The organism is Kitasatospora sp. NBC_00374 (genome assembly GCF_041434935.1).
GTDB lineage: Bacteria > Actinomycetota > Actinomycetes > Streptomycetales > Streptomycetaceae > Kitasatospora.
Genome location: NZ_CP107964.1, coordinates 2,297,057 through 2,313,982 on the forward strand (window position 1 = coordinate 2,297,057; position 16,926 = coordinate 2,313,982).

At 71.4% G+C, this 16,926-nt stretch carries 9 protein-coding genes and 1 pseudogene; 5 read left to right on the forward strand and 5 right to left on the reverse strand.

All coding sequences use genetic code 11. The features are described from left to right. The first annotated feature begins 121 nt into the window (after window positions 1-121). Both OG871_RS10285 and OG871_RS10290 read left to right on the forward strand, forming a co-directional pair. On the forward strand, window positions 122-1,054 hold the full coding sequence (locus tag OG871_RS10285; RefSeq protein WP_371496144.1) for an SGNH/GDSL hydrolase family protein: 933 nt from the start codon (window positions 122-124) through the stop codon (window positions 1,052-1,054). Between the two features lie 189 nt (window positions 1,055-1,243). Beyond that, window positions 1,244-3,949: a PKD domain-containing protein gene (locus OG871_RS10290; protein ID WP_371496146.1), complete on the forward strand. Its 2,706-nt coding sequence runs from the start codon at window positions 1,244-1,246 to the stop codon at window positions 3,947-3,949. Window positions 3,950-4,053: 104 nt separating this feature from the next. Here the strand turns inward: OG871_RS10290 and OG871_RS10295 are convergent, their stop codons facing one another. Further along, entirely contained in the window at window positions 4,054-6,483 is a 2,430-nt protein-coding gene (locus tag OG871_RS10295) for an endonuclease/exonuclease/phosphatase family protein (protein ID WP_371496148.1), read from the reverse strand. A 474-nt stretch (window positions 6,484-6,957) separates the two neighbouring features. On the opposite strand from OG871_RS10295, the gene OG871_RS10300 reads away from it, so the two are divergent. Beyond that, window positions 6,958-9,081, forward strand: coding sequence for an NPCBM/NEW2 domain-containing protein (locus OG871_RS10300; protein WP_371503266.1), 2,124 nt, complete (start codon window positions 6,958-6,960; stop codon window positions 9,079-9,081). Window positions 9,082-9,180: 99 nt separating this feature from the next. Here OG871_RS10300 and OG871_RS10305 read toward each other — a convergent pair whose 3' ends face one another. Then, window positions 9,181-10,284, reverse strand: a complete 1,104-nt coding sequence (locus OG871_RS10305; RefSeq protein WP_371496150.1) for a HoxN/HupN/NixA family nickel/cobalt transporter — start codon at window positions 10,282-10,284, stop codon at window positions 9,181-9,183. A 265-nt stretch (window positions 10,285-10,549) separates the two neighbouring features. On the opposite strand from OG871_RS10305, the pseudogene OG871_RS10310 reads away from it, so the two are divergent. Then, window positions 10,550-11,503 (forward strand): annotated as a pseudogene (locus tag OG871_RS10310) (hydrolase); the annotation flags it as partial. A gap of 209 nt (window positions 11,504-11,712) precedes the next feature. Beyond that, window positions 11,713-13,740, forward strand: a complete 2,028-nt coding sequence (locus OG871_RS10315) for a CocE/NonD family hydrolase (protein WP_371496152.1) — start codon at window positions 11,713-11,715, stop codon at window positions 13,738-13,740. Window positions 13,741-13,799: 59 nt separating this feature from the next. Here the strand turns inward: OG871_RS10315 and OG871_RS10320 are convergent, their stop codons facing one another. The 3 genes from OG871_RS10320 to OG871_RS10330 are packed head-to-tail and all read right to left on the reverse strand — an operon-like array spanning window position 13,800 to window position 16,925. Beyond that, window positions 13,800-15,140 carry a GH1 family beta-glucosidase gene (locus OG871_RS10320; protein WP_371496154.1) on the reverse strand — a complete coding sequence of 447 codons (1,341 nt, stop codon included), beginning with the start codon at window positions 15,138-15,140 and terminating at the stop codon, window positions 13,800-13,802. Between the two features lie 20 nt (window positions 15,141-15,160). Further along, window positions 15,161-16,003 (reverse strand): carbohydrate ABC transporter permease, encoded by an 843-nt coding sequence (locus tag OG871_RS10325; protein WP_371496157.1) that lies wholly within the window; start codon window positions 16,001-16,003, stop codon window positions 15,161-15,163. Next, window positions 15,996-16,925, reverse strand: a complete 930-nt coding sequence (locus OG871_RS10330) for a carbohydrate ABC transporter permease (protein WP_371496159.1) — start codon at window positions 16,923-16,925, stop codon at window positions 15,996-15,998. The genes OG871_RS10325 and OG871_RS10330 overlap by 8 nt, the downstream gene beginning before the upstream one ends. Between the last annotated feature and the right edge of the window lies 1 nt (window position 16,926).

A 16,926-nucleotide genomic window follows, 5' to 3' on the forward strand; every position in this document is an offset into this window, starting at 1 on the left:
TGATGGCGACTGAGGCCTGGACACCCCGTTAACGTGCCAGTAACTTACCAATCAGTAGCCGCTGTGGCTTGGCTCACACGCACCCCCACCCACCCATCGTTTCTCTCCCCCAGGAGGAACCGTGCTCGGCCCTGCCCCGAAACGAAAGTCCGTCCTGGCGGGCGGCGTGCTCATGGCCGCCGCCCTCACCGCCCTGACCGCCCTCGGCGCACCGGCCCAGGCCGCCGCCGGCACCGGCAAGTACGTGGCCCTCGGCGACTCCTACGCCGCCGGCGCGGGCGTGCCCGGCCAGTACGCCGGACTGTGCCTGCGCTCGGACCGCAACTACGGACACCTGGTGGCGGCCGCACTGCACAGCAGCTCGTACACCGACACCACCTGCTCGGCCGCCAAGATCAAGGCCATCACCTCGGCCCAGTACGACGCCTTCATCCGGGTGAACGACCCTCAGCTCGACTCCGTCACCGCCGACACCGAGCTGATCACCATCGGCATCGGCGGCAACGACCTGGGCACCTCCGACCTGGGCATCGCCGACGTGATCGCCACCTGCATCGGCGGCGCGGTGATCAACCCGCTCGGCACCCCCTGCAAGGACCACTACGCCGACGGCCACTGGGACTGGAGCAGCTGGCGCTGGCAGTGGGGCGAGGACACCCTGCAGCGCCGGATCGCGGCCGCCCGCCCGCAGCTGGCCGACGCCCTGCAGCGGATCCACGCCAAGGCCCCGAAGGCCAAGGTCCTGCTGGTCGGCTACCCCTCCGTGCTGCCCGACGACGAGTGGGACTGCGTCGGACGCCAGCCCGTGACCGTCGGCGACGTGGCCTACCTGCGCGGCGTCCTCGGCAGCCTGAACTCCATGCTCGCCTCGACCGCCGCGGCCAACGGCGCCACCTACGTCGACACCGCCGGCCCCACCAGGGGCCATGACATCTGCTCGGCCGACCGCTGGATCGAGGGCACCATCCCGCACTCCCTCGCCGTCCCGTTCCACCCGAACGCGACCGGCGAGCAGGTGATGTCCCGGGCCGTGCTGAAGGCGCTCGGTCGCTGACGGAGCGCCGGCGCGGTGTGCGCCGCGGACGGCCCGCCGAGGGTCGTCCGCGGCGCCCCGAATCCGGTTCGACGCCCGGGTCGTCCGGGTGGCAGGCTGTGCGGATCTTCACCGCTTCTCCGCCCGGCATTCGAATGGTTCGTCAGGGCGGCGGAGCGGGCTCCGACCTGACACCAGGAGTAGCCCCACATGCGTCTGAGACATGCGACCGGGCTGACCGCGGCAGCGGTCACCACCGTCCTCGGACTACCGATCCCCGCCGCGACGGCAGCCGTCGGCGTCCTGATCGTGAACAACAACGACACCGCGCACTGCTCCGACACCGGCGGCGGCACCATCGCCCAGCCGTACTGCACCATCTCCGCCGCGGCCAAGGTCGCCGAACCGGGCCAGACGGTCCGGGTCCTGCCGAGCACCTCCGGCTACCAGGAGGAGGTGCACATCACCCGGTCCGGCACGGCGGACAGGCCGATCACCTTCCTCGGCGGGCCGATCTCGCACGACAGCTCCGCCCAGCCGACGATCCGCCACAAGGCGGCGAGCGAGAAGGCCTTCGTCATCTCGAACGTCCACGACGTCGTGGTCCGGGGCTTCCAGGACGGCGAGGCCACGGACGCGGTGACGGTCTCCGACTCCACCGGGGTGGTCGTCGACCAGAACGTGTTCGACGCCGACTCCGGCTCCGCCACCGTCCGGGTGTCGGGCGCGAGCGACCGGGTGACGGTCAGCCGCAACCTCTTCCTCGGCTCCGCCGGAGTCGTCGTCGAGGGCGCGCGCGCCACCCTGGTCACGGCCAACGACTTCAACTCGGTCATGCCGACCGCGATCGCCGTCACCGACGCCCCCGACACCGCGATCACCAACAACACCATCGCCTTCCCGTGCGGCGCCGGTGTGGTGCTCGGCGGCGCCGCCACCGGCGGCGTGGTCGAGAACAACGTCATCACCAGGCACAACGCGGACAACTCCCGGTTCGACGACCGCAAGTGCCCGAGCAAACTGCCGCCGGTCACGGTCTCCGCAGGCGCGGCGGCAAGCGCCAAGGTGGACTACAACACCGTCCACCCCTGGCCGGGCGCGACGTCCTACGACTGGGCCGGCACCGGCTACCCGACGGTCGCCGCGTTCCGGACGGCGACCGGACAGGGCCAGCACGACACCGATCTCGACACCGCTTTCGACCCGAGTCTGAACTGGCCCTTTAACCGGCTCCCGGACAGCGCCACGGCGGCCATCGACTCGGGTGACCCCGACGCGCCCGGCGTCGGCACCGACCTGCTCGGCGCCGGCCCGGTCGACCACCCGACCGTCGGGAACACCGGGCCCGGCGGGACCACCCGCGACCGCGGCGCCATCGAGCGCACCGGCCTGCGCAGTGGCAGTGTCACCCTCCGGGGCGACCAGGTCCGGTACCCCAAGGGAGCCGCGCCCTTCGCGGTCAAGGCGAAGGCCCAGGCCCAGAGCGAGTGGAACTCCCCCCTCGTCTCCTACTCGTACGACTTCGGGGACGGCACCGACCCGGTCGTGAGCACCTCGGACGCCGAGGTCGGCCACACCTACGACCGGCCCGGCAGCTACTACGTGACGGCCACCCTCACCGACGCCCGCGGCGAGCGGGTCGTCGCGACCAGCTTCCCGGTCAAGGTGTCCGAGCCGGCCGACCTCGTCACGGACTTCACCACCGAGGTCGACACCAAGCTCAACCTGCACGTCGTCCCGGCCTCGACCTCGCCCTACGCGGTCACCTCCACCCAGGTCGACTTCGGCGACGGCACCGTCCTCAACAACGACCAGTACAACCAGCACACCTACTGGCAGTCCGGCACCTACAACGTCAAGGTCACGGTGACCGACGACGCCGGCCGCACGGCCTCCAGGACCAAGCAGGTCGTGGTCAAGGCCGACCCCGCCTACGAGGTCCTGCTGCCGGTCCTGCGGGTCCAGGTGGTCGCCCGGACCTCCGCCGGGCTCGTCGACGCCGGGAACAACCTCAACCGGGACCTCTGGGCGCCGTTCGCCCCGGTCGGGGCCACCGGGGCGGCCTTCTCCCCCGACCAGGTCACCGCGTTGACCACCGTCAACGCCCGCTGGGACCGGCTGCGGACCTTCGTGGTCGCGGGCGGCCGGATCTACGGCGCGGACCGCAGCATGGCACCGTTCCACTTCGAGGCGGGCGGGGCCGTGGACCTGGGCCAGTGGTCCAGCTGGTCCGAGATCACCGGCGCCTCGGGCGCCGGAGCGCTTCCGAACGTGACCCAGGTGGCCGGCGCCGTGATCGGGACCACGACCCACCTGGTCGCCGTCTCCAACGGCCGGGTGTACGAGGCCTCCCACGACCGTGCCGCCGACCGGTGGAGCGCCTGGGGCGACATCACCGGCGAGGCCCGCCTGCCCGCCGGCACCAGCCGCATCGCCGTGGCGACCATCGGCAACGCCCTGCACGTCGCCGCCCTCGGCAGCGACGGCCGGGTCCGGATCGCCGACGGCGACTACACCGCCGGCCGCTGGAGCAGCGGCGACCTCAGCGCCGCCATCGGCAACCCCGCCGGCATCACCGAACTGTCCGCCACCGCCATCGGCTCCAAGTTCCACGTCCTCGCGCTGGCCGGCGGCAACGTCCACCAGGCCACCGGCGACTACAGCGCCGGCACCTGGACCACCTGGGCCGACGTCTCCGCCGTCACCGGACTGCCCGGCGCCATCACCCAGCTCAGCGCCACCACCTACGGCGGCAGCTACAACACGCTGCGCCTCTACGCCGTCAGCAACGGCCACGTGTTCAACGCCAACGGCGACTACACCGCCGGCCGCTGGTCCACCTGGGCCGACGTCACCGCGCCCGGCGCGGGCGGCGCCACCGCCCCGGTGACGCTGCTGTCGGCCGCGTTGCTGTAGCCCGGCCTCGCGGCACGTTGCTGTAGCCCCGACCTCGCGGCACCACGAAGCCCCCGGACCGACCGGTCCGGGGGCTTCGTGCGCTACGGGTCACGGCCCGGGCGTCACGGCTTGACGCGGACCACCTGCGGGTCGTGGTCGCTGGCCTGCGAGGCGAACTCGCTGTTGATGTGCACCACGTCGTACTTGGCGTGGGTCAGACCGGGGCTGACCAGGATGTGGTCGAGCACCTGCGAGTTGCCCTGGTAGACGTAGGAGTAGCGCTGCTTCTCCGGAAGCTCGTCGACCAGGTCGCGCAGGACGCAGTCCTTGGTGAGCGCGGTCAGCGCCGGCGAGAACTGGTAGTCGTTGAAGTCGCCGAGCGAGACCACCTTGGCCTGCGGGTCGGCGGCCAGCAGCTTGGCGACGAAGGCCTGCTCGATGCCGGCCTGCTTGACCCGCTGCACCTCGGAGGAGCGGGTCGGAGCCTGGAAGCGGCTGTCGATGCCCTGGTCGCCGCCCTTGCTGTTGAAGTGGTTGGCGATGACGAAGACCTTCTTGCCCTTGAACGAGAACTGGCCGACCAGCGGCTTGCGGCTGGAGTTCCAGGCCTCGTTGCCGGGGTCGATCCGGCCCGGTGAGGCGGTCAGCGCGGTGGTCTTCCCCTGGCCCGCGACGTCGACGGCGGCGGTGGCCGAGCCGCCCGCGATGTCGGTGAAGGAGACCCGCTGCGGGTTGAACAGGAAGACCTGGCGGATGTTTCCGCCGGGCTCGCCGCCGTCCTTGTTGTTCTCGGGGTTGATGGAGCGCCAGTCGTAGGCCGGGCCGCCGGCCGCCTGGATCGCGGCGACGAACTTGGCCACGGTGGCGCTCGCGTCCACGGTGCCGTCGTTGGTGGCGCCGTTGTTGTCCTGGATCTCCTCCAGGGTCACGATGTCGGGCGAGCGCAGGTTGGTCACCACGCCCTTGGCGAGCTCGCCGAACTTGGAGTCCGGGTCGCTCGGGTCGAGGTTCTCCACGTTGTAGGTGGCGATGGAGAGTTCACCGGCCGCCGCCGGCCTGGTGACCTCGCGCTCCAGGCCGTTGTCCTGCAGGGTACCCAGGGTGGCGGCCGCCAGGGTGTAGCCGCCGAACTGGTTGTAGTCCAGCGGGCCGGTGGTCAGGCCCTTGAGCTGGTCACCGACGTTGGCCAGCGGGAACGGCTTCTCGGCCTCCGGGGTGAGTGCCTGGACCATCAGACGACCGGAGTTGGGCTTGTCGTAGCCCAGGTAGACCGCGCCGCCGCGCTTGGACTTCTCGTCCTCCCGCCGGGCCTCGACCCACAGCTCGTGGTACTGGTCGGTGGCCTGCACCACGCGGACGTTCTTGACCTGGACGTTCATCCCCTCCAGGGACTCGAACAGGTCCAGCGCGTAGGTACCGGGCTTCAGCGGGAGGGCCTCGATCGAGCCGCCGGCGGCCTGCGCGCTGTACTCCGCGGGGATGGAGTCGTCGTTCAGCACGACCGGTGCGGGCACCGGGTTGCCGGAGGACACCACGGTGACCAGCGGATTGGTCAGCTCGGTGACGGACTGGCTGCCGCCGGCCTGGTTCGGGTAGTACTCGGTCACCTTGGCGGTGACCAGCACCGAGTCGCCGACCTTGACGGTCGGGGCGGCGCTGCCGGTGTAGACGAACACGCCCTCGCTGGTGGCCGGGTCGGCGTCCGGGGCGGTGTCCTGGATCCAGAAGCCCTTGGAGCCGTAGGTGCGCACGCCGGTGACCACGCCGGGGATGCCGGGGACGGTCTGGCCGGCCTTCGGCGACAGCCGGGTGGTGCCCTGGATGTCGTGGATCCGGACGGTGCCGGGCTCGGTCGGGTTCGGCGGGGTGGTCGGGCCGCCGCCGGTGCTCTCGCCCTTGCTGTTGGTGGGCGTGGGGTCACCGGCCTTGAGGTCGGCCGCGTTGTCGTCGGTGTCGGCGAGGTTCGCGGCGCGGGCCACCGAGGCGGTGTTGCTCGCGCCGGCAGCGGGGCCGCTGCCCTCGCGGACCACCGCGGTGCCGAACCCGACCAGGTCGCGCACCCGCGGGTCGGCGGCGCAGTCGGCGGCGGTCTTGCAGGTGAGCGGGGCGGCGCCCTGGACCAGGGCGACGGTACCGGCGGTGCCGGACAGCGCGAGGGTGCCGGTGGCGTCGGCGGTCGGCAGGTCGACGGTGCCGCCGGCACCGGCCGCGCCGGCCACCAGGTAGCGGCCGCCGGGGGCTATCGAGCCGGTGAGCGGGGTGACGCTCCAGGCCGAGGTCGGGCCGGGGCTGGCCGAGATGTACTGCACACTGAAGTCGGCCAGACCGAACGCGGCACCGCCCTTGTTGGCGAGCTCGATGAAGTCGTTCTTCAGCGTGGCACCGGAGTTGCCGCCACCGCCGTAGACCTCGGCGATCACCGCGTCGGCGGACGGCGCGGCGGCGGCACCCGGCAGCGGGACGAGCACGAGCGAGGCCGCGACGCCGGCCGGGAGGATGGTGGCGCGCAGCAGCGCCCTGCGGGAGCGGGGGCGGGCGGTGGGCTTGGACACCGGTACAGGACTCCTTAATCTGCCCGAGCCGCCACGGCGGTCCGTTCCGGGCAGGGCGGCTGCCCGGTCGACGTGGGTCTCCGGGCGGTTGAGGGTATGTCAGAGCGCTTACTACTCGCGTAGATCCGAAGCCTCGCGGGCACTTCGACCTGCCAAAGATACGCGCGTAGAAAATGGCGCGACAAGGGCTGACGCGTTAACTCTTGGCGCGGACACGGTCGCCCACCGGCACGGGAGCGTCCGATCCGTGGACAGATTCAGCGCATAGATCAACATTTACCAACAGTCGACCGAAAGGCTGTTGATTTGGGTCGACCTACCGCCAGTTCCGGCCAACCGCCTGATCTGAAGCTGTGTCAGCACTCTTGACGGGCCCGGGAAACACCGCTGTCATGTGTGACATTCCGTTGGAACGCGTTGGCTTTGGTTGCCTTCCGATCCGACTCCCCCTCACCCTGCAGGAGCCCACCCGTGCTGTCCCGCAGAACCTCCTGGCGCCGCCGAGCGCTCTCGACGCTCACCTCACTCGCGCTGCTGACCGGTGGCGCCGCTCTCACCGCGACCGTCCAGCTGGCGAGCGCCCCTCCCGCACTGGCACTGGACAACGGCCTCGCCCTCACCCCGCAGATGGGTTTCAACAACTGGAACTCCACCTGGTGCGGTGCCGACTTCAACGAGGCGATGGTCAAGGGCATCGCCGACCTCTTCGTCAGCAAGGGCCTCAAGACGGCCGGCTACCAGTACGTCAACCTGGACGACTGCTGGGCACTGCCCGACCGCGACGCCTCCGGCAACCTGGTGCCCGACCCGGTGCGTTTCCCGAACGGCATCAAGGCCGTCGCCGACTACGTGCACGCCAAGGGCCTCAAGTTCGGCATCTACTCCAGCGCCGGAAGCAGGACCTGTGACGTCAAGGGCTTCCCCGGCGGACTGGGCCACGAACAGCAGGACGCCAACCTGTGGGCCTCCTGGGGTGTGGACTACCTCAAGTACGACAACTGCAACAACCAGGGCGTGGACGCCAAGCTCCGGTACACGACCATGCGGGACGCGCTCAAGGCCACCGGCCGACCGATCCTGCTGAGCATCTGCGAGTGGGGCGCCAACCAGCCGTGGAACTGGGCGCAGCCGGTCGGCAACTCCTGGCGCACCACCGGTGACATCAGCGACTCCTGGTCCAGCATGATCACCATCGCGCACCAGAACCAGCAGCTCGCCCCGTACGCCCGCCCGGGTGCCTGGAACGACCCGGACATGCTGGAGGTCGGCAACGGCGGGATGACCGGGACGGAGTACCGCACCCACTTCAGCCTCTGGGCCCAGATGGCCGCCCCGCTGCTGATCGGCACCGACCTGCGGAAGGCCGACGCGGCGACCTTCGACATCCTGACCAACAAGGACGTCATAGCCGTCGACCAGGACCCGCTCGGCCGCCAGGGCACCGTGGTGTCCTCCTCCGCCGGCAAGGTCGTGATGTCCAAGCCGCTGGCGGACGGCAGCCGTTCGGTGACCCTGACCAACGAGGGCACGTCCGCCGCCACCGTCTCCACCACCGTCCAGGCGGTCGGCATCGGCGGCGCCACCTCGTACGCCGTCAAGGACCTGTGGAGCAAGCAGAGCAGCAGCACCACCGGTGCGATCAGCGCCTCGGTGCCGGCGCACGGCACGGTGATGCTCCGGGTCACCCCCGGCAGCCCGGTGCCGCCGCCGGCCGGGATGAACCGGCTCAGCGACCTGTCCTGGACCTCGGCGGTCAACGGCTGGGGCCCGGCCGAGCGGGACCGCAGCAACGGTGAGGCCGGCGCCGGCGACGGGCGCACCCTGGCCCTGCGCGGCGCCGCGTACAGCCGGGGCTTGGGCGTGCACGCCGGCAGCGACATCACCTACCACCTCGGCGGAACCTGCCGGAACCTCACCGTGGACGTGGGGGTGGACGACGAGGCGTACGGCAACGGTTCGGTGGTCTTCCAGATCTGGAAGGACGGCGCCAAGGCCGCCGACAGCGGGACGCTGACCGGTCGCGACGCGGTCAGGCGGCTCAGTGCGGACCTCACCGGCGCCGCCGACCTGCGCCTGGTGGTCACCGACGCCGGCGACGGGCTGCGGTACGACCACGCCGACTGGGCCGACCCCAAGCTGGCCTGCGGCGGCGGCCCGGCGGCCGGCACCCGTCCGCTGAGCGACCTGCCCTGGTCCGCCGCGGTCAACGGCTGGGGCCCGGTCGAGCGGGACCGCAGCAACAACGAGGCCCCGGCCGGCGACGGCCACCCCCTGACCGTCCAGGGCGCGACCTACGCCAAGGGTCTGGGCACCCACGCCTACAGCGAGGTCACCTACTACCTGGGCGGCGACTGCACCTCGCTCAGCACCGACGTGGGCGTGGACGACGAGTCCGCCGTCAAGGGTTCGGTGGTCTTCCAGATCTGGAAGGACGCCACCTTGGCCGCCGACAGCGGTCTGCTCACCTACCAGGACGCGGCCAGGCACCTGACGGCCGATCTGACCGGTGCGCTGGAACTGCGCCTGGTGGTCACCGACGGCGGCGACGGGGCCTCCTCGGACCACGCCGACTGGGCGGCGCCGCAGCTGACCTGCTGAGCCGCGGCCGGGTCAGGGCCGGTCCGCCGGTCCGTCCGGACAGCACGAAGCCCGCCGGCCCGGAGTCAGCTCCGGGCCGGCGGGCCCTCGACGCGCGGGTCAGTCCTGGACGGGGGCGGGCTCGCGGACGGTCGCCGACCACTTCTGCTCGACCCGGCCGAACTTCCAGTACGCGACCGCGCCGATCCAGGTCAGCACGAACAGGCCGACGATGACGTAGCCCACCATGTTGAGGTCGAGCCCGGCGATCCAGCCGACCGGGCCCGAGGTGATCTCCAGCTTCTCGCCGAGCAGCCCGACCAGCTCGATCACGCCGATCACCAGGGCCACCAGCACCGAGAGGCCGGTCACGGTGAGGTTGTAGTAGATCTTGCGGACCGGCTTGGAGAAGGCCCACTCGTAGGCGAAGTTCATGAACGAGCCGTCGATGGTGTCCAGCAGGCTCATGCCCGCCGCGAACAGCACCGGCAGCACCAGCAGGGCGTACCAGGGCAGCGAGAAGGCCGCCGCGCCGCCCGCCAGTACCAGCAGCGAGACCTCGGTCGCGGTGTCGAAACCGAGTCCGAAGAGCAGGCCGACCGGGTACATGTGCCAGGGCTTGGTGACCGCCCGGGTGACCCGGCCGAGGATCCGGTTCATGAAGCCGCGCTTGTCCAGCTGCCGCTCCAACTCCGCCTCGTCGTACTCGCCCTCGCGCATCTTGCGGAACACCTTGAGGATGCCGTTGAAGGCGCCGAGGTTGATCAGGCCGATCAGCACCAGGAAGGTGCCGGAGACCGAGACGCCGATCAGGCCGGTGGCGTCGTGCAGCGAGGAGTCGTCCGACTCGACCTGGCCGGCCAGTGACTGGATGCCGAAGGCGAGCAGCGCGCACAGGCCGAAGACGATGGACGAGTGGCCCAGCGAGAACCAGAAGCCCACCGAGAGCGGCCGCTTGCCCTGCCCCATCAGCTTGCGGGTGGTGTTGTCGATGGCCGCGATGTGGTCGGCGTCGAAGGCGTGTCTCATCCCCAGCGTGTAGGCCGTCAGGCCCATGCCGGCGCCGAAGACCTGGCCGCCGACGTCGTAGTGCTGGGGGGCGATGACCGCCAGCAGGGTGAACCATCCGATGACGTGCAGGGCGAGGATGAAACCGCCCATCCCCGCGAGACGGATCCACTCGTCCCGGGTGAGCCGGTCGCGCAGTCGGCCAGTCGCTGACATGGAGGTCCTCTCGGGGCAGGGGTCGAGCCGGGCCAGTTTTCCTCCCTGTTGTACCCATGTGCAAATCATGCGCAACAGCGACTTCGAATCGTCTGCCTCCGTCTCGCATACCGGAGCGGCGAATCCCGGGGAGATGTCACACCCCGTACACGATTCGGTAACTCACCGATACTTACGCCCGCCCCGTCTACGCGCGGATACTCGGTGCCGTCCACGCGGCCGACCCGGCCCGGACAACCCCCACATCCCCACGGAGGAACGGCAGATGACCACCTTCCGGCACACCCGCGGCAAGGCCGCCGCGACCACCCTGGCCGTCCTGGCGGCCGCCCTCACCGGCCTCGCCGCCCCGGCCGCCCCCGCGCACGCCGCCGCCACCGCCACCGCCACCGCCGTCCCGCACCGGGTGCTGTTCGACAACACCAAGGCCGAGACGGCCGGCAACGCCGACTGGATCATCAGCACCGCCCAGCCCGACCCGCTGGCCCAGAACGCCAGCCCCAGCACCGAGAAGAGCTGGACCGGCGCCCTCTCCGCCTGGGGCGTCGCCCTGCAGAAGACCGGCCAGTACAGCCTGAAGACGCTGCCCGCCGGCAACACCATCAGCTACGGCGGCGGCGGTGCGCTGGACCTCGCCAACTTCGACACCTTCGTGGTCGCCGAGCCGAACACCAGATTCAGCACGGCCGAGAAGACCGCCGTCATGCGGTTCGTGCAGAACGGCGGCGGCCTGTTCCTGATCTCCGACCACCTCAACAGCGACCGCAACAACGACGGCTGGGACTCCCCGAAGATCATCAACGATCTGTTCACCAGCAACGGCGTCGACAACACCGACCCCTTCGGCTTCTCGGTCGACCTCGCGAACATCTCCACCGACAACCCGCGCGCCACCGCCCTCCCGAGCGACCCGGTGCTGCACGGCCCGTTCGGCACCGTCACCGGCTCCATCCTGCGCAGCGGCACCACCTTCACCCTCAAGCCCGCGGACAACGCCGCCGTCAAGGGCCTGGTCTACCGCACCGGGTACAGCGGCAACACCGGCGCGTTCTTCGTCACCAGCACCTTCGGCAACGGCCGGGTCGCCGCCTGGGGCGACAGCTCCCCCGCCGACGACGGCACCGGCCAGTCCGGCAACACCCTCTACAACGGCTGGGACGACCCGGCGGGCACCAACGCGGCACTCGCCCTGAACGCCACCGCCTGGCTCAGCAAGGCCTGAGTCCCGCACTCCCCTCCTGGTCGGCAGCCCCTCGCGCACCGGCGACTCGCAGCGGCAGCCGACCAGGAGGCCGGGCACAATGTCCACTATTGTCTGATTCGGCGACCGTCCGGCCGGGCCGCGCCGGGACATCCCACTGCTCCCCGCGCGCCCGGCCCCGGCGGCCACCGGCCCGCAGGACCGCCCACGCGCAGGGAGCAGCCACCATGCGGCACCCCACCTCGTACCCCTACCCGATCACCCGCGAGGACGTCCGCATCCCGCTGCCCGACGGCGACCAGCTGTACGCCCGGATCTGGCGGCCCGTCACCCCCGAGCCCGTACCGGTCCTGCTGGAGTACCTGGCCTCCCGGCTCACCGACCGGACGGCACGGCGCGACGCCGAACGGCACCCCTGGTACGCCGGCCACGGCTACGCCTCCGTCCGGGTCGACGCCCGAGGACACGGGAACTCCGAGGGCCTGCCCGCCGACGAGGACACCGGACAGCAGGAGGCCGACGGCGCCGCGGTGGTCGAATGGCTCGCCGGCCGGCCCTGGTCCAGCGGTACGGTCGGCCTGTTCGGCCTCGCCGCCGGCGGCACCCTCGGCCTGCGGATCGCCGCGCTCGCCCCCGAACCGCTCCGGGCCGTCGTCGCCGTCTGCGCCGCCGACGACCGGTACGACGACGCGCACTACCTGGGCGGCTCGCTGCTGGCCAGCGGCATGCACACCCACTCCGCCACCGCCCTGGCCCTCGCCGCCCTCCCGCCGGACCCGCGCTACGTCGGCGACGGCTGGCGCCGGGTGTGGACCGAACGGCTGGACGCCCTGACCCCCGCCATCCACCCCTGGCTCACCCACCAGCACCGCGACGACTACTGGCGGCGCGGCAGCCTCCGCGAGGACTACGGCACGATCACCGCCGCCGTCCTCGCCGTCGGCGGCTGGGCCGATCCGCACGCGGACACCGTGCTGCGCCTGGTCGAGCACCTGGACGCGCCGGTGCGCGGCATCATCGGCCCCTGGCCGCACCAGTACCCCGACCAGGGGCTTCCCCCCGGCCCGGCGATCGGCTTCCTGCAGGAGACCCTGCGCTGGTGGGACCACTGGCTCAAGGACCGGGACACCGGGGTGATGGCCGAGCCCGTCCTGCGCAGCTGGATGAACGAATCGGTACCGCCGGCCACCGCCTACGCCAACCGGCCCGGCCGCTGGGTCGGCGACGAGTCCTGGCCCTCCCCCGACGTCCGGGAGATCCACTACGGCCTGGACACCGCGCTGCGCACCGCCGGCACCGCCTCCGAGGACCGCTTCGTCCGGGTCCGCTCCCCCCAGCACACCGGTATCGACGCCGGACGCCCGCGCCCGGTCGGCGGCCCCGCCGACCTCCCGCCCGACCAACGCGAGGAGGACGGCCGCTCGATCTGCTTCGACTCCACCCCGATGCCCGAGCCGGTCGAGATCCTCGGCCGCCCCGGGGTACGGCTGCGGGTGCGCTGCGACGCCCGGCGCGGCCAGGTGGCCGCCCGGCTGTGCGACGTCGCGCCGGACGGCGCCTCCACCCTGGTCACCCGGGGCGTGCTCAACCTGACCGCCCGGCAGGGCACGGTCCGCACGGTCGACTGGGAGCCGGGCGCCGTCGAGGAGGTCGACCTCGACCTGACGGCCGTCGCCCACTCCTTCCCGGCCGGCCACCGGCTGCGGCTCGCGCTGTCCTGCGCGTACTGGCCCTGGGTGTGGCCGCAGCCCGAGGCCGCCGGCTTCGAGATCGACCCCGGCCACAGCACCCTCACCCTGCCGGTACGCCATCTGGCCGCGGACGTCGGCGGCCCGCCGATCACCTTCGAGGCGCCCGAGCAGGCCGCCCCGCTCGACGTCGCCACCGCCGAGCCGCTCACCGCCCGCCCCGACCGGCTGGCCGTCCACGACATCGCCGCCGGCGAGTGGCGACTGGAGGTCTCCCCCGGCGCCGGCGCCTCCCATATCCACCCGGACGGCCTCGTCCACCAGGAGCACGCCGTGGAGGCGTACCGGATCCACTCCGACGACCCGCTCGGCGCACAGACCCGGTCCGACTGGACGATCCGGCTGGAGCGCCCCGACATCGGATGGGACGCCACCGTCCAGAGCCGCTCCGAGATCAGCTGCGACGCCACGCACTTCATCACCCGCGACCACCTGCGGGCGCTGGAGGGCGGCGGCGTGCTGTTCGACCGGCACTGGGAGCGGCGGATCCCGCGCACGGCGTCCTGAGCCTGCCGGTGCCGCACCGGTCGACGTCGCCGGGCGGTGCCCCGTCGACCCGGCGCCGCTCAGCGGGCGCGGTGCCGACGGATCAGCTCCGCGTAGCGGTGACCGCTGGTCTTGACGGTGCGCTGCTGGGTCTCGTAGTCGACCCGGATCAGGCCGAAGCGCTTGTCGTAGCCGTACGCCCACTCGAAGTTGTCGAGCAGCGACCAGGCGAAGTACCCGGCCAGCGGGGCGCCCTGGGCGGCGGCGGAGGCGCAGGCGGCCAGGTGCCGCTCCAGGTAGGCGGTGCGCTCCGGGTCGTGGACGCTGCCGTCCGGGGCGACGGTGTCCGGGTAGGCGGCGCCGTTCTCGGTGACGTACAGCTTCGGGGCGTTGTACTCCTTGGTGAGCCGCAGCAGGAGCTCCTCGATGCCAGGGGCGTGCACCTCCCAGGGCATCGCGGTGTGTTCGGGGCCGGGGCCGGGCAGCTGGCGGAAGTACGGCGCCGGGCCGGTGGGGTCGTCGGCGACGATCTGGCGGAAGTAGTAGTTCAGGCCGAGCCAGTCGAGCGGGGCCGAGATCAGCTCCATGTCGCCGTCGCGGACCGGGAGTTCGACACCGTAGACGTCGACCATGTCCTGTGGGTAGCCGCGGCCGAGCACCGGGTCGAGCCACCAGCGGTTGATGTGGCCGTCGGCGCGGACGGCCGCCGCGAGGTCGGCCGGGCGGTCGCTGCCGGGCTGGACGGTGGACAGGTTGTTGACGATGCCGATCTGCGCGCCGGGGACGTGCGCCCGCAGGGCCTGGACGGCCAGGCCGTGGCCGAGGTGCAGGTGGAAGGAGGCGCGGACGGCGGCGGTCAGGTCGGTCAGGCCGGGGGCCATGTCGCCGTCGAGGTGGCCGATCCAGGCCGAGCAGAGCGGCTCGTTGAGGGTGGCCCAGTGGGTGACCCGGTCGCCGAGCCGTTCGGCGACGACGGCCGCGTACTCGCCGAAGCGTTCCGCGGTGGAGCGCTCGGGCCATCCGCCGCGGTCCTGCTGGGCCTGCGGGAGGTCCCAGTGGTACAGGGTGGGGAAGGGGGTGATGCCGGCTTCGAGCAGGGCGTCGACCAGGCGGTCGTAGAAGGCCAGGCCGGCCGCGTTGACCCGGCCGTCGGCCTGCGGCACCACGCGGGGCCAGGCGACGGAGAACCGGTAGGCGTCCAGGCCGAGTCGCTTCATCAGGCCGAGGTCCTCGGGCCAGCGGCGGTAGTGGTCGCAGGCGGTGTCACCGGTGTCGCCGCCGGCGACCTTCCCCGGGGTGTGGGAGAAGGTGTCCCAGATGGAGGGTGCGCGGCCGTCGGCGTCCACGGACCCCTCGACCTGGTACGCGGCGGTGGCCGCGCCCCAGACGAAACCGTCCGGGAGAGCACTGAGGTCGTTCACGGCAAACCTTTCACGGAGGGTCACTTGACGGCCCCGGCGGTCAGGCCGGCGACCAGGTAGCGCTGCAGGAGGAGGAAGCCGGCGACCACGGGCACGCTGACCACCAGGGAGGCGGCCATCACCTGGTTCCAGTACACGTCGGTCTGGGTGGCGTAGCCCTGGAGGCCCACGGCGAGGGTGCGGGTCTCGTCGTTGGTCATGACGGAGGCGAAGAGGACCTCGCCCCAGGCGGTCATGAAGGCGTAGACGGCGACCGCGACGATGCCTGGCACGGCGGCCGGGATGACGATCCGCACCAGGGTGCGCAGCGGTCCGCAGCCGTCGACGGCGGCGGCCTCGTCGAGGTCGCGCGGGATGGAGTCGAAGTAGCCGACCAGCATCCAGATGGAGAAGGGGAGCGAGAAGGTCAGGTAGGTGAGGATCAGCCCGCCCCGGCTGCCGTACAGGGCGAGGCCGGTGGAGTTGCCGATGTTGACGAAGAGCAGGAACAGCGGCAGCAGGAAGAGGATCCCGGGGAACATCTGGGTGGACAGCACGGTGACGGTGAAGAGCCTGCGTCCGCGGAAGCGGTAACGGCTCACGGCGTACCCGGCGAGGATCGCGATCAGCACCGAGCAGAGGGTGGCACCGCCGGCGACGATCAGCGAGTTCACGAAGTACCTGCCGAGCGGGACGGTCTTCCAGATGTCCAGGTAGGGCCGGAAGGTCAGGGTGCTGGGGATCCAGCGGAACGGCCCCTGGACGTCCTGCAGCGGCTTCAGCGAGGAGCTGAGCATCACCAGCACCGGGGTGAGGGTGAAGACCAGCAGCACGGCGAGGGCGATCCGGCGGGTCCACCGGTAGGAGGCGAGCGGATTAATCATCGGCGCCCTTCCGACGCGAGGTGGCGAACAGGTAGGCGGCCGTCACCAGCAGCAGGAAGAGCAGCAGCAGCACGGACATGGCCGAGCCGGAGCCGAAGTTCCAGGTGACGAAGGAGGACTGGTAGATGTGCACGGAGATCAGGTCCGCCGCTTCCGGGGCCGAGCGGCCGAACAGCACGTACGGCGTGTTGAAGTCGTTGAAGGTCCACAGGAAGAGCACCAGGATCAGCACCAGGTTGACCGGGCGCAGTGAGGGCAGGGTGATCCGGCGGATCTGCTGCCACACGCCGGCGCCGTCCATCGCGGCGGCCTCGTAGAGCTCGCGCGGGATGTTCTGCAGGCCGGCCGTCAGGGTGAGGAAGGCGAACGGCCAGGACTTCCAGACGGAGACGGTGAGGAGCGCGGCGAAGCTGTTGTCCCCGATCAGCCAGAACGGCCGGTCCGAGGTGAGGTGGAGCTGGTCGTGCAGCACGTGGTTGATCAGGCCGGTGTCGCGCTGGAACATGAAGGACCAGGTGATGACGGCGGCGTACACCGGGAGGGCGTAGGGGAGCAGGAAGGCGGCGCGGAGCAGCCCCCGGCCCTTGAAGGTGTCCTGCATGAAGATCGCCGCCGCGGTGCCGATCAGCCAGGAGAGGCCGACCGACAGCACGGTGAAGGCGCAGGTGACCCAGAACGAGTGCAGCAGCGACCGGCCGACCGGGGCGCTGAAGTCCACCGCCATGCGGTAGTTCCCCAGGCCGGACCAGGGTGCGGCCGACCAGTCCCGGATGAAGAACTGGGTGAGCTGTTTGAAGCTCATCACGATGCCGACCACCATGGGAACGAGGTGGATCAGCAGCTCCAGCGCGAGGGCGGGGAGCAGGAGCAGGTAGGGCAGGCCCGGACGGCCCAGGCGGGATCGGCTCAGTCGCGCTCGCACG

What these genes read in the sequence shown, in the direction of transcription:
- OG871_RS10290 (WP_371496146.1), top strand. Translation starts at nt 1,244, where the DNA reads ATGCGTCTGAGACATGCGACCGGGCTGACCGCGGCAGCGGTCACCACC.
- OG871_RS10305 (WP_371496150.1), bottom strand. Translation starts at nt 10,284, where the DNA reads ATGTCAGCGACTGGCCGACTGCGCGACCGGCTCACCCGGGACGAGTGG.
- OG871_RS10315 (WP_371496152.1), top strand. Translation starts at nt 11,713, where the DNA reads ATGCGGCACCCCACCTCGTACCCCTACCCGATCACCCGCGAGGACGTC.
- OG871_RS10325 (WP_371496157.1), bottom strand. Translation starts at nt 16,003, where the DNA reads ATGATTAATCCGCTCGCCTCCTACCGGTGGACCCGCCGGATCGCCCTC.